General features: G+C 64.9%; 9 protein-coding genes. 6 read left to right on the top strand and 3 right to left on the bottom strand.

The window, feature by feature from the left end; translation table 11 throughout:
• Window positions 1–25: 25 nt before the first annotated feature.
• From EN935_RS06610 to EN935_RS06600, 3 genes are all read left to right on the top strand, one after another.
• The gene (locus EN935_RS06610) at window positions 26–1003 is read left to right on the top strand and encodes an aliphatic sulfonate ABC transporter substrate-binding protein (RefSeq protein ID WP_127265248.1); all 978 of its coding nucleotides are present in this window, start codon (window positions 26–28) and stop codon (window positions 1001–1003) included.
• A gap of 92 nt (window positions 1004–1095) precedes the next feature.
• A complete protein-coding gene (locus EN935_RS06605; RefSeq protein WP_127373222.1) occupies window positions 1096–2592 on the top strand; it encodes a sulfatase in 1497 nt (498 codons plus the stop codon).
• A gap of 134 nt (window positions 2593–2726) precedes the next feature.
• A complete protein-coding gene (locus EN935_RS06600) occupies window positions 2727–3608 on the top strand; it encodes a DMT family transporter (RefSeq protein WP_127373221.1) in 882 nt (293 codons plus the stop codon).
• 101 nt (window positions 3609–3709) lie between these two features.
• Here EN935_RS06600 and EN935_RS06595 read toward each other — a convergent pair whose 3' ends face one another.
• A complete protein-coding gene (locus EN935_RS06595) occupies window positions 3710–7684 on the bottom strand; it encodes an autotransporter domain-containing protein (protein WP_127373220.1) in 3975 nt (1324 codons plus the stop codon).
• A gap of 348 nt (window positions 7685–8032) precedes the next feature.
• Between EN935_RS06595 and EN935_RS06590 the strand changes: the two genes are divergently transcribed.
• From EN935_RS06590 to EN935_RS06580, 3 genes are all read left to right on the top strand, one after another.
• On the top strand, window positions 8033–8992 hold the full coding sequence (locus EN935_RS06590) for an AraC family transcriptional regulator (RefSeq protein WP_127265525.1): 960 nt from the start codon (window positions 8033–8035) through the stop codon (window positions 8990–8992).
• 227 nt (window positions 8993–9219) lie between these two features.
• Complete coding sequence (locus tag EN935_RS06585) at window positions 9220–9921, top strand: outer membrane protein (RefSeq protein WP_109660689.1); 702 nt, start codon at window positions 9220–9222, stop codon at window positions 9919–9921.
• Between the two features lie 69 nt (window positions 9922–9990).
• Window positions 9991–10707: an outer membrane protein gene (locus tag EN935_RS06580; RefSeq protein WP_127265526.1), complete on the top strand. Its 717-nt coding sequence runs from the start codon at window positions 9991–9993 to the stop codon at window positions 10705–10707.
• Window positions 10708–10872: 165 nt separating this feature from the next.
• Here the strand turns inward: EN935_RS06580 and EN935_RS06575 are convergent, their stop codons facing one another.
• Window positions 10873–13164, bottom strand: coding sequence for a xanthine dehydrogenase family protein molybdopterin-binding subunit (locus EN935_RS06575; protein ID WP_127373219.1), 2292 nt, complete (start codon window positions 13162–13164; stop codon window positions 10873–10875).
• A partial coding sequence (locus EN935_RS06570) for an FAD binding domain-containing protein (protein WP_127373218.1) occupies window positions 13161–13811 on the bottom strand: 651 nt, incomplete at its 5' end. The genes EN935_RS06575 and EN935_RS06570, both read right to left, overlap by 4 nt.

The raw sequence follows: 13811 nt of genomic DNA, 5'->3' as shown, positions 1-13811 counted from the left end.
CCAGTAACAGTGACAGGAGGAGAGTATGGTGACACTGACAAGACGTAAACTCATCGCATCATCGGCGGCACTTGCCGCCTTCGCCGCCTCTGGCATTCGCGCCGGGGCGGCGGGAACGGCGGCACGCATCGGCTATAATGGCGATTTCTGGGGCGCCAGCGTCGCCGGCGTCGCCGCCGACCAGGGCTTTTATGCCAAGCACGGCGTCGATGCCGATATCAAGGTCTTCACCAACGGCCCCATCCAGGTCCAGGCGCTCGGCGCCAACAGCCTGGAATTCGGCTATCTCGGACCGGGCGCGCTGTGGCTGCCGGCGACCGGCAAGGCGAAGATTATCGCCGTCAACGATGTCGGCTTCTCGGACCGGGTGATCGCCCAGGCGGGCATCACGTCCATCGCCGCCCTCAAGGGCAAGAAGGTGGCGATCGCGGCCGGCACGTCGGGCGACATGCTGCTGCGGCTGGCGCTGCGCAAGGCCGGTATGGCGATGACCGACCTCGACATCGTGCAGATGGACCCGAGCACCATCGTGGCGGCCTTCGCCTCCAAGCAGGTCGACGCGGCCGGCATCTGGTATCCGTTCGTCGGCATCATCCAGAAGAGCGTTCCCGATCTGGTGGAGCTGGCCAAGAACGACGACTTCTATCCGCAGACCACTTTTCCGAGCGTCTTCATTGCCCGCAACGACCTGATCGAGGGCAATCCCGATCTCGTCCGCAACGTGGTGCGCGCCATCAAGGACGCGCAGGATTTTCGCGCCGCCAACCAGGACAAGGCGATCGAGATCACCTCCAAGCTGCTCGGCATTCCCGCCGACCAGCTGAAGACGGAGGCCGGCTATGGCCGCTTCATGACGTCGGCCGAGCTCATCAAGCTGACCAAGGACGGCACCGTGAACGGCTGGTTCTCGACGATGAACGACCTGTTCAAGACCTTCGGCAAGCTCGAGACCTCGCTCGATCCCAAGGACTACTATCTCGGCGATCAATACATCTCGGCCTGACGGGCCTTCTTGAAACCGCCCTTTGCAAATCGCAAGCCCCGGCAGCGAGCCGGGGCCTGTTTCCAGACAATCACAGCAGCGACGAGCCATTCATGAACGTTCTCTACATCGACATCGACAGCCTCAGGCGCGACCATCTCGGCTGCTACGGCTATCACCGGAACACCTCTCCCGTCATCGACGGCCTTGCCGGTGACGGCATCCGCTTCGAGAACGTCTATGTTTCCGATGTGCCTTGTCATCCGTCGCGCACTGCGTTGTGGAGCGGCCGCCACGGAATGCGGACCGGCGTGGTCGGCCATGGCGGCACCGCTTGCGAGCCGTTCCGCGAAGGCGCCGAAAGAGCCTGGGCGGGTACCTTCTACGAAGAGGGCTGGATGCGGGCGCTGCGCGATCTCGGCTACCACACCACGACGATCAGCAGCTTCGGCGAGCGGCATGGCTGCTGGCACTGGTATGCCGGCTTCAACGAGATCATCAATCCGGGCAAGGCCGGCATGGAAAATGCCGACGAGGTCTCGGGCCTGGCGATCGATTGGCTGAAGCGCAATGGCTCGGCGAAAAAATGGTTCCTGCATGTCAATGTCTGGGACCCGCACACGCCCTATCGCGCGCCGGACGCCTTCGGCGACCCCTTTGCCGACCAGCCGCTTCCCGACTGGATGACCAAGGCGGTGTTCGAGAAGAGCCATGCCGGCTACGGCCCGCACAGCCCGCAGGAACCCTCGGGTTTCGACGTCGAGCCGGGCGGATCGAAATACCGGCGCATGCCGTCGCCGATCAACGACATGGACACCGTCAAGGCCTGGTTCGACGGCTACGACACCGGCGTGCTCTACGCCGATCATCATGTCGGGCTCATCGTCGAGGAACTGAAGCGTCAAGGCCTGTTCGATGACACGATCATCGTCATCGGCGCCGATCATGGCGAGAACCTCGGCGAGCTCAATGTCTGGGGCGACCATCAGACGGCGGACGAATTCACCTGCAACGTGCCGCTGGTCATCCGCTGGCCCGGCGCCGAGGATATGCGCGGCGTCAATAGTGGGCTGCACTATCATTTCGACTGGGCCGCCACGCTGATTGACCGGCTTGGCGGCAGCGTGCCAGTGCTGTGGGACGGGCGCTCCTTCGCGCCGGCGCTTGCCGCGAGCGAGGAGGGCGGCCGCGATTTCCTGGTGCTGAGCCAGGGTGCGTGGGCGGTGCAGCGCGGCGTGCGGTTCCGGCTCGGCGGGGCCGACTGGCTGATGCTGCGCACCTACCACGACGGCTACAAGGATTTCGGCCCGGTCAGCCTGTTCAATCTGAGCGAGGATCCGCATGAGCAGCATGATCTCTCCGGTGTTCGAAGCGATGTGGTCGATCATGCCAGCCGGCTGCTCGAGGACTGGCGCAGCACGATGGCCGGCCGCAGCGACAGCGATGTCGATCCGCTGGTGACGGTGATCCGGGAAGGCGGGCCATTCCATTGCCTTGGCGAGTTGCCGGGCTACCTCGAAAGACTGCGCCGGACCGGCCGCACCGATGCGGCAGTGGAACTCGAGCAGCGCCGCCCGGCACCCCCGCCAAGGCTCAAATCCCTGAACTGACGGAGGGCATGCTGCCGGCGTGCCTGGCCGTGCCCTAGCAGCCAGTTGCCGCTGCCTCACGACAGGCCGGCCGGTTCGCCCTATCTCCATGCCGCCGGTCGGGTTTGGCCCGGCGGTATGGAGGATGGAACCACGTGACATCGACGCCAGTTGCCAGTCGCGAAGCGGCGCCCTTGCCGGTCGCAGCGCTGATGGGCGCCATGGTGTCGATCCAGATCGGCGCCACCTTTGCCAAGGGTCTGTTCCCGCTGATCGGCGCGCAAGGCACGACGACGCTGCGGCTGGTTATCGGCGCGTTGATGCTGATCGCGGTGCTGCGGCCCTGGCAGATGCGGCCCTCGCGCGCCACTCTGCCGTGGCTGGTCGCCTATGGGGTGACGCTTTGCGCGCTCAACCTTCTGTTCTATGCAGCGCTCGCCAGGATTCCGCTCGGCATCGCGGTGGCGCTGGAGTTTTCCGGCCCGCTTCTGGTGGCGACCTTGACCTCGCGGCGCGCCAGCGACTTTGCCTGGATCGCGCTGGCGGTGGCCGGCATCCTGCTGTTGTCGCCCTTCGTTCATTCACTCGCGCCGCTTGATCCGATCGGGGTGATGCTGGCGCTGGCGGCCGGCGGCTTCTGGGCGCTCTATATCGTGCTGGCCCAGAAAGCCGGCGCGGAGCTTGGCACCCGCACTACCGCCTACGGCATGGCGATCGCCGCCGTGCTGGTGCTGCCATTCGGCGTGGCGCAAGCGGGAACCGCGCTGCTGGCGCCCTCGATCCTGGTCAGCGCGCTGCTCGTCGGCCTGTTCTCCAGCGCACTGCCGTTCTTTCTGGAGATGGTGGCGCTGACCCGGATGCCGGCCCGCATCTACGGCACGCTGACTTGCATGGAGCCGGGGCTGGGCGCCCTGGCCGGTTTCCTGTTCCTGCACGAGAGCCTGACCGTCACGCAACTGGGCGGCATCGCCGCCGTCATTGCCGCAGCTTTCGGCACGGCGGTCACCTCGAAGCCACCGGTGCCGTCGCCGGAGTAGGGGCGGGATTACGGATGCGCGGGATCATGCCGCGAAGCCGATCCTGCCGCTGACTACCGTTCTAGCGTTGCCTTTGTCCAGTCGGCGCCCTTCATTGCTGTTCAGAACCTCAAGCTGAGATCGACCTTGGCACCCTGGTCGGCCGTGCCGCTGCCAAACTGTCCGGTGTAGGAGAGCGCCAGCGTGGCATTGGCCGACATGTTGAGGTCGAGGCCGGCCTCGATGACCGCTGCGTCCCTGGCGATCGGCACGCCGGCAATGGTGAAGGCGTCGCCGCCGGCGAAGGCGAAGCTGGAGGTCGGCGTGACATCGCCGAAGGCATGGCGCCAGCCGAGCATGCCGCGCGCGGTGGCGTTCATGCCGCCAAGTGCAAAATCGGTGGAGCCGCGCAGGCCGAGCGTGGTGAAGGTGGCGTCGGTGGTCGAGCCGGCGCTGGTCAATGCTGCATCGCCGCCCGTTTCGGTGAAGCCGTCTGTATGCACGCTGACATAGGCGAGATTGGCGAAGGGTTCGAACTTGAAGCGCCCGGCATCGGCCGCCTTGTAAGCGAGTTCTCCGAAGATCTGCGCGGTGCCGGCATCGTAGTCGGCCGACAGTCCATCCGCGAAGCCATTGAAAACGACGGAGCGTCTTGTCGAAAAACTGCTCCAGCTGTAGGCGGCGCCGGTGCGGAAAGCGATGGCGCCCCAATTGGTGCCGCCATAGAGACCGAGATGGTAGCTGTCGGCCTTGCCGGAGGAGTTGCGATCGTCCGTATCGAAGGAGGAATGGCTGTAGCCGCCGAGCAGTCCGACGCGCCAGCCGCCGACCAGCGTGTCGGCGCCGGCCAGGAGGCCGCCGGTCGAGCGGTCGAAGGCGGCGGCGTTGCCGTCACTGTCCGTGTTGCCCCAGGAGCCGAAGGCCTGGCCCCAGACGGCAAAACGCTCGGTGTCGGCGGCGACCATTTCGGGTCCGCCTTCGCCATAGGCCACGACGGGTAAAGCAGCGGTGCCACTGTCGCCGAAGGCGTCGCGGATGCGGCTGGTGGCGGCATCGCGGACGAAGCGGCTGTCCTCGACCAGCATCCCCCTGGCCGAGGCATGGATCTCGCCCGAGAGCTGATCGAAGGCGGCCTGGGCAACCGCTTCGCTCGGCAAGCCCACAATGGCATCATAGAGTGGATTGCCCGCCCCCAGGCTTTCGGCGCCTCCGCCGGTGGCGATCTGGTTGGGCGTCAGACCGACCGAGGCAAAGGACTTTGCCTGCACCACATCGAGATAGACGTGCGTCGCGTCGTAATTGGCAAGAAGGCCGATGAACGGGCCGGCCCCGTTGAGCGTGTAGGTGCCGGCGACGCCGCTAGCTGCTTGCAGCACCGTGTAATGCGTGCCCAGCACGTAAGGCGCGGCATCCGTCTTGACGACGTCGAGGACCGCGCCGGCGGCGATCGTCGCAGTGCCCGTCGCCAGGATGAGGTCTGACTGGCCGGTCGAGGTCAATTCGACCTGGTAGATCGAGCCCGCTGCCTGGTCGATGTCGCCCGCGACATTGAGCGTGCCGATTGAATTGCCCGGTGCGATGATGCCGCCCGACTGCGCCACGATGCCGCCCACCGTGCCGTTGCCGCCCAGCACGCCGCCTAAGATCGTCACCAGCGAGCTGGCCAGCGAACCGTTCACGGCCAGCCGTCCGCCCACCACGTTGGTGGCGCCGGTGAAGCCGTTCGAATTGGCGGTCAGGTTCGTCGTGCCGGCGATCTGGTTGATCGTCCCCAGCCCGCTGATCGTGGCGTCGAACGCGTAGTTTGCCTCGGTATGATTGAAATTGAGCGTGCCGACGCCACTGCCGAACTGCAGCGCGGTCGGGCCGAAAACGCCGGCGCCTGTGGCTGCGGAGCCTGCCGCGGCGCCGATGTTGAGCGTGCCGGTCGAACCCGCGTGACTGGCAATGGTGACGGTGCCGCCGGCGAAAACCGCGCCGCCGTTCGAAATCGTCAGTGTGCCCGCGCCGTCGAGGCCGACGGCAAGGCCCGCGCTGCTGGTCCAAGTCGAGCCGGTGCCGTCGACCGTCGCCGTGCCGGTCGAGCCTGGATTGTACCCGAGGTAGCCCCAGGCATTGCTGACCGTGCCGCTGTTCAAGACATTCAGTGTGCCGGTTCCGAGGTTGCCGACGTAGAGGTCGCCGCTGTTGGCCCAGATGGAATTCGCACCACCCACGGTCACAGCACCCATACCTGTGCTGACGTTACCGACGAAGCCGCCTGCGCTCTGGATGGTTCCCCCGTTTGAAACCGTCAGTGTGCCGGTGCCTCCGGTGCCGATGAACAGCGCTGAGCTGTTGATCCAGCTCGAGCCCGCGCCGTCGACCGTGGCCGTGCCAGTCGAGCCCACCGAGTTACCCAGGTGGCCGACCGTGTTCTTGACAGTGCCGCCGCCTTGGATTGTCAGCGTGCCAACGCCGCCTCCGCTGACGCCGACATAGAGAGCTGAACTGCCGTTCCATGTCGAGCCGGCGCCGTCGACCATCGCGGTGCCGACAGAATAGTTCCCGACATAGCTCATGGCGCTGTTGACGGTGCCGCCGTTCGAAATCGTCAGCGAGCCGGTGCCGCTGTGGCCGACAATCAGAAGATTCACACTATTAGTCCATGTCGAGCCGACGCCGTCGACCGTCACCGCGCCAGTGGAGCCCGCTGCTTTGCCAACATAGGCCGAGTCACTGCTGACCGTGCCGCCGCTCGAGACCGTCAGCGTGCCCGTGCCATGATTGCCGACGTTAAGGCTCCCACTGTTGGTCCAGGTCGAGCCGGCGCCCGCGACGGCCACCATGCCGGTCGAGCCCACCGAATTGCCGACATAGGCCGCGTCATTGCCGACGGCGCCGCCGTTGGTGATCGCCAGAGTGCCGGCGCCGTAGTTGCCGACAGTCAACGACCCGCTGTTGCTCCAGGTCGAGCCGGCGCCGTCGACGAAGACCATGCCGGTCGAGCCCGTCGAGTTGCCGACATAGGCCGAGTCATCGCTGACGGCGCCGCCGTTGGTGATCGCCAGAGCCCCGGTGCCGTTGTTGCCGACAGTGAGATCGCCGCTGTTTGTCCAGGTCGAGCCCGCGCCGTCGACCGTCGCCGAGCCGTTTGAGCCAGAGTACTCGCCCACGCTCCCGACAGCATTGCTGACCGTGCCACCATTCAAGATCGTCAATATACCGGCGCCGTTAAAGCCGACGTAAAAGCTGGAGCTGCCAGTCAAATTCGACCCTGCGCCGTCAACCGTCACGATGCCTGTTGAGCCCACGTTATAGCCGAGCGCGCCGGTGGCGTAGCTGACCGTGCCGCCTTTCTGAATGTTCAGCGTGCCGGTGCCCTGGGCGCCGATATAAAGGGCCGAGCTGTTTGTCCAGGTCGAGCCAGCGCCATCGACGGTCACCGTGCCGTTGGAGCCCGCGTGCCAGCCGATGGTGCCTGTCACATTGCTGACCGCGCCGCTGTTGGTGACGCTCAGCGTGCCGACGCCAAGTTCGGCGATATAGAGGTCACTGCTGTTGGTCCAGGTCGAGCCGATGCCGTCGACCGTCACGGTGCCGGTGCCCGCACCGTAACCGACATGACCCACGGTGTCGCTGACAGCGCCGCCGTTCGAGATCGTCAAGGTACCGTTGCTGTTGGTGCCCGAAGCAAGGAAAAGGTCCGAACTGTTGCTCCAGGCCGAGCCTGCTCCAGTCACGGTCACGCTGCCGCTCGAGTCCGAGAGATAGCCCAGATAGCCGGCCGTATCGGCGAGCGTGCCGCCGTTTGTGATCGTCAACGAGCCTGTGTAACTCGCAATGGTGCCGAGAAACACATAGTGCGCGGCCGCATTCGCCGCATTGACCACGGCCGGATTCGGGAACGTCGCGTTGAGAGTAACGTCGTCGCTCGATGTCGGAACGGCGGCGGGGTTCCAGTTTCCGGCGGTAAACCAATCTGTGGAGGCAGCGCCGGTCCATATCTCGGCTGCCGTGGCGGCGATTGGCTGGCCAAGGCCGACCAGTGCGGTCGACGTCAGCGCCAGATACTTCAACGCCTTCGCTTTGCGGCCTCCAAATCTATTCTGCGGCATTCAATCCCCTGACATGACAGTCGTTTCGCCCTGAGGGCTGATATGTCATCGGGGCCAGGCGTTGTCTTGGGCAGGGCCGCACCGGAATTGGACTGGAGAGAGGCGTCGTGCCTTTTCCGCGCACTGTGGCAGTTTTGCGCCATCGAGTGCGACGCTTTACGGATATCTCCGATTTTTTCCGGAATTGCGTCAGCCAAATCGACGAAGTTCGGGAAAATTCTTGTCCAAAACAGCAATGAAATTGTCGTCCATGGCGGAAGTACTTCTTGCTCTGGACAAGCCATTATCTGGTCCAATACGGTGCATGTCTAAAGTGAAGGCGCATATAGAAAAGGCCCCGGATATCCGTTGCAAAAGAATGTCTTCTCATCGGTCGATTTGCCGTCGCATCTGGACCACCGCGCGCGGTTCGCGCTCTGGCAGGACATCCACGTCGCCGAGATCTGGTCGGTCGAATATACGATTTCCGAGAAGCTGTCGTTCCAGGCCGCCATCGAAGCCACGGCCGTCGGGTCGCTGGTGCTTGGGCAGATGGCCGGGACGATCCGGCATGCCAGCCGCAAGGCGAGCAACATCGCCGCCGACGGCCGCGACGGCTATCTGCTGCTGGTCAACAATGGCGATACGGTGCTCAGCGGCACCCAGATTGGCCGCGACTATCACGTCGGCAAAGGCGAAGCCGCACTGGTCTCGGCTTCGGAAGCGTTGCAGATGACCGGCGGCGACAACAATGTCTGGGCCAATGTGGTGCTGCCGCGCATCGTTCTGGAGAATGCCTTCACGCATGTCGAGGACCGGTTGGCGTTGACCATCGGCGCCGACAACGAGGCGCTCGACATGCTCAAGCGCTATTGCAGCTTCCTGGAAGCAGGTCCCGCCTTGCTGTCTCCCGATCTCATCGGCCATGCCACCGAAACGATCGTCGATCTGATCGGCCTGGCGACCGGCGCCAAGGGCGAGGCGGCCGAACTGGCGGGCCTGCGCGGCCTGCGCGCGGCAAGGCTGCAGGCCATCCTGCAAAAGATGCGCGACAATTTCGCCGATCCCGCCATTTCGGCGCAGAGTGTTGCCGGGCAATTGCGGCTGTCCGTGCGCTACGTCCATGACCTGTTGCAGGAAACCGGGGTGAGCTTTGCCGAGCGCATTCTCGAATTGCGCCTGCAGAGAGCCTATCGAATGCTGTCCGACAGACGCAACGACCGCATGCGGATCAGCGAGATCGCGCTGCTCAGCGGCTTCTCCGACGTGTCCTATTTCAATCGCTGCTTCCGCCGCCGCTTCGGCTCGACGCCGGGCAGTGCCAGGTAGTCTCGCCGACAGCGAATCCCGCCGGATGCACGGCGCGCCCATCGACTGAGGCCGAATGGCCACACCGACCGGGAAAGTGCCGCGGTGCTTTCCCGGTCAATTCGGGTGCAGCCCAGCCCAAGACGCGGCCGGTGGACAATGCAACACCGGATTTCTCGACAACAGCTGGATCTCCGCGGGCATCCGCGCGGCGGCGACCACGACAATTTTGGGGCGGCAGACAAACCATGAAAACTCTTCTTCTCGCTACGGCCTTCATCCTCGCGCCGCTCGGCGTGGCATGCGCGGCTGATGTCACCGAGGCTTCGCCCGCCGGCTACGACTGGTCCGGCCTCTATGCCGGCGTCGACGTCGGCTACGCAGCCGGAAAATCCAATCTGTTCATCGCCGGCGGCGGCATCGGTGGGGCCACTGACCTCAACCTTCCCCTCGATCCAGACGGTTTTATTGGCGGTATTCATCTCGGAGCCAATTACCAAATGGCGAACCGCTTCGTCATCGGCGCCGAGGCTGACCTCATGTATAATAATACAGATGGACTGATACCCCTCGATGCTGGTGGCGGTGGTTTCAGCACATTGCTCAAGAGCGAACTCAAGTGGTCGGGCGCGGCGCGGCTGCGAGCGGGTTACGCTTTCGGTCGAACTTTGCCTTACATCGCTGCCGGCGTGGCCGCGGCAAAGTATGAAGTGACTGCGATCGGCGGCAGCGGCGCCGTTCAAATACCATTCCACGATGAGACCCATGTCGGCTGGACGGTTGGCGCCGGCATCGAGCACGCCTTCACCGACCGGTGGATCGCGCGAGCTGAATATCGCTACTCCGACTTCGGCAGCCAGGACCTCTCGGTGGCTGCTGGTCTGCCCACAGAGACGAGCGTCGATCTCCAGACGCACGATCTGCGGGTCGGTCTCAGCTACAAGTTCTGACCTGCCGTCGTTGAACAAACCCCCGCGCTTTTTTGCGCGGGGGAGGCAATAGTTTCGGGATAGCAAACGATGAAAACCATTCTTCTCGCCACGGCCTTCATCCTCACGCCCGTCGGCATGGCGTTCGCGGCGGACACCAGTGAGGTCTTGCCTGTCGCGGCCACCTACGACTGGTCCGGCGCCTATGTCGGCGCGCAAGCCGGTTACGCCTGGGGGAACGCAAGGGTCGGGCAGGATTTCGCCCCCGGCAGTTTCGACAACTACGGCTGGGGCTATGGCCCGTCCGGTGGCTTCGGCGGCTTGTATGCCGGCTACAGCAAGCAGTTCGACGGCGGGCTGGTTCTTGGCATCGAGGGCGACTACAACTTCGCAAGCGTGAAGGACACCACGCTCTATCGGGCGCTCGGCGTCGATGACCCTGCCTTTGGCGGCGAGCTCGAGCTGGAGTCGGTTGGCACCGTGCGTCTGAGAGCCGGCTATGCGATGGATCGCTGGCTTCCCTTTGTCACCGGCGGCCTGGCCGTGGCAAGCTATAAACACACTACCACCGACATTCCGGGCGGTCCCTATGCCGACGCCAAAGACACCATCACCGGCTACACGCTGGGCGCCGGTGTGGAATACGCCGTCACCGACAATTGGGTGGTCCGCGGCGAGTACCGGTTCGCCGATTTCGGCCGCCATACGTCCCAGCGTCACCTGATCGTCAACGGCGCTCCTCTCAATCCCGACGAGATCGAGTTGACGACGCACGATGTCCGGATCGGTGTTGCCTACAAGTTCTGATTGCTATCTCCCCCCTCGAGGGGGAGATGGCCGGCAGGCCAGAGGGGGTCGGTTCGACTGGGCTCGGCCTGCTGCTGCAGATGAGGTTGGCGCTTTACGCGGCGACCCCCTCTGTCGCCTTCGGCGACATCTCCCCTTCAAGGGGGGAGACAAAGCCGGCGCTGGCTAAATCAGCTTCTCAAGCGTGATCGGCAGATCCCGCACGCGCTTCCCCGTGGCGTGAAACACCGCGTTGGCAATCGCTGGCGCCACGCCGACAATGGCCAGTTCGCCAACACCTTTACCGCCGAGCACGGAGGAATGCAGATCGGGGATGCCGACCGAGATCACCTCGATGTCGGGAATGTCGGCATTGGTCGGCACGAGATAGTCGGCGAGGTTGTTGTTGACGATGCGGCCGTGGCGGCGGTCGACGATGCCTTCTTCGAGCAGCGCCTGGCCGATGCCCATGATGATGCCGCCCTTCCACTGGCTTTCGGCGAGTTTCGGGTTGTAGAGCCGCCCCGAATCCAGCGCCGACACGACGCGTGAGACGCGCACGGTGCCGAAATCCTCGTCGACGCGCACCTCGATGAAATGCGCGCACCAGGAGTGGCGGGAGTAGTCGCCCTCGGTGTGCGGCAGCGCCATGGCGATGGTGGTGTAGTTCTTGTAGCGATCTTCTGGCGTCGAGTTGGCCGGCATGGTGTCGCCGGTGGCTTCGATGTGGTCGCGGCCGACGCTTTTGAGCAGTTCGGCGATCGAGACATCGGGGCCGTCGCCGCGCGGCGAGCCGATACGGCCATTGGCGACGACCAGCGTGTTGGCCTGCAGCGTATGGAAGGGCGAGCGCGGATCGCTGATGGCGAGGCCGACCAGCTGGTCGAGCGCCGATGTCGCCGCCTTGTAGACCGCACCCGTCATCACGCCGGCCAGCCGCGAACCGCCGGTGACGCCGGCACGGGGAAAGCGCGAGTCGCCGAGCCTCACCACCACGTCGTCAGCTCGCACGCCGACCGTTTCGGCGGCGGTCTGCGCCAGGATGGTGTAGGTGCCCTGACCCATGTCGATCGACGAGCTTTCGACCTCGACGGAGCCGTCGGCCAGGATGCGCACGATCGCCTCGCCATAGGCGCGCCGCACCGGATAGGTGCCGGCGGCGACGCCCCAGCCGATCAGCTGGTTGCCGTCGCGCATCGAGCGCGGTTCGGGCGTGCGCCTGGCCCAGCCGAAGCGCTCGGCGCCGGTGGCAAAAGCCTCGCGCAACTGTCTGGTCGACCAGGCTTTTTTGGCATGCGGGTCCTGTTCGGCATAGTTTCTCAGCCGGATCTCCAGCGGATCGATGCCGACCTCGTAAGCGAGCTCGTCGATGGCGCTTTCGATGCCGAAGGCCGAGGGGTTTTCGCCCGGCGCGCGCATGGCGCCAGGCACCACCGAATTGACGCGCACGACATTCTGCCTGGAGGAGAAATTCGGTGTCGCATACATGATCGAGGTGACCGACCCCAGCGGCTCGACCCACATGCCGTCCATCGATGTCTCGTTGACGCCACGATGCACGATCGACTGGATTTTTCCTTGCCGGTCGGCGCCGATGGTCACTGTCTGGCGCGTCGCGGCGCGGCCGCCGTAACCGGTGAAGGTCTGCGGCCGCGTCATCACCAGCCGCACCGGCCGGCCGAGCATCTTGGCGGCACATGCCGCCACAGCGCCATGGCTGAGCGCTAACGCCTTGGAGCCGAAGCCGCCACCAATATAGGGCGAGACCAGCCGTACGTTCTCGAACGGCACGCCGAACCATTCGGCATAGGTGCGGGCCATACCGTCCAGCCACTGGCTCGGCTCCCACACGGTGAGCTGGTCACCCTCCCAGCGGGCGATCAGGCCGTGCGGCTCCATCGGCGCCTGGTATTCGCGCGGCGTGTTGTAGGCAGCACAAATCCGCACCGCGGCCGAGGCGAATGCACCTTGCGCGTCACCCCATTCCTTGGTCATGGCGTCGATCGGAATGCCGTCGCCGGCCTTGGCGTCGCTGAGGTCGACGATCGAAGGCGTCTCGTCATAGCTGATCTTGACCAGTGCTGCCGCCGCGACCGCCTGCTCGAAGGTTTCCGCCACGATCGCCGCGACATGCTGGCCCGAAAAAGTGATGTCGCGCGCGAGCGGGCAATAGGGCTTATCGGGCGGCGGCGTGCCGAACCAGTCCGCCGCTGTCCTGAGGCTGATGATGGTGTCGGGCGTCAGCACTTGCAGCACGCCGGGCGCTGCCTCGGCCGCGTTCGTGTCGATCGCGCGCACCTTGCCGGATGCAATCGTGCTTTCGACCAGCACGGCGTAGGCGAGGCTTTCGAGCTGCTGCTCGACGGCGTATTTCGCCGCACCGGTGATCTTGGCCGGGCCGTCGACGCGCGACAGCCGGCCGCCGACGGCTTCCGCACCGTCGGATGCGTCACCATGTCTGATGTTGTGAACCGTCATGCCGTTTCTCCCATCTTGAGAATAGCCCGCGCGACAACGCGCGGCGCCAGTTCGATCTTGTAGTGGTTGGCGCCATGGTCGGTGGCGCCTTCGACGGCGAGCAGGCTGGCGGCGCGGACAGCGTCCGGCTCCAGCACCTTGCCCTTCAGCGCGTCCTCCACGGCCCGCGCACGCCAAGGCTTGGTCGCGACGCCGCCGAGCGCCACACGCAAATCACGGATGGTGCGCCCATCGGCCTCGAACTCGATGCCGACAGCAGCACTTGCCGCGGCAAACTCATAGGATTGCCGGTCGCGGATCTTGAGGTAAGTCGAACGCCGGGCAGAGGCCGAGCCGGGGATCTCGATCGCGGTGATCATCTCGCCCGGTTCGATCGCGTGTTCCCTGTCCGGCGTGGTGCCGGGCAGCAGGAAAAAGTCGTCGACCGGAACCTGGCTCTGGCCCAGATGCACGACCGCATCGAAAGCGACCAAGGCCACTGCGAGATCGCCGGGATACATGGCGATGCAGGCGTCGCTGGTGCCGAGCACGGCGTGTCCCTTTGTGACGCCGCCGATCGCCGAACAGCCGCTGCCGGGTTCCCGCTTGTTGCAGGCAGGGAAATTCGCCGGGTCGCGGAAATAGGGGCAACGCGTGCGCTGCATCAG

The organism is Mesorhizobium sp. M7D.F.Ca.US.004.03.1.1, from assembly GCF_003998635.1.
GTDB classification, from domain to species: Bacteria; Pseudomonadota; Alphaproteobacteria; order Rhizobiales; family Rhizobiaceae; genus Mesorhizobium; species Mesorhizobium loti.
This window is presented reverse-complemented; position numbering and strand designations above follow the sequence as displayed.

Bases quoted from the DNA above. Each gene is read 5' to 3' on its own strand.
- EN935_RS06595 (WP_127373220.1), bottom strand. From the start codon at position 7,684: ATGCCGCAGAATAGATTTGGAGGCCGCAAAGCGAAGGCGTTGAAGTAT.
- EN935_RS06605 (WP_127373222.1), top strand. From the start codon at position 1,096: ATGAACGTTCTCTACATCGACATCGACAGCCTCAGGCGCGACCATCTC.
- EN935_RS06610 (WP_127265248.1), top strand. From the start codon at position 26: ATGGTGACACTGACAAGACGTAAACTCATCGCATCATCGGCGGCACTT.
- EN935_RS06575 (WP_127373219.1), bottom strand. From the start codon at position 13,164: ATGACGGTTCACAACATCAGACATGGTGACGCATCCGACGGTGCGGAA.
- EN935_RS06585 (WP_109660689.1), top strand. From the start codon at position 9,220: ATGAAAACTCTTCTTCTCGCTACGGCCTTCATCCTCGCGCCGCTCGGC.
- EN935_RS06580 (WP_127265526.1), top strand. From the start codon at position 9,991: ATGAAAACCATTCTTCTCGCCACGGCCTTCATCCTCACGCCCGTCGGC.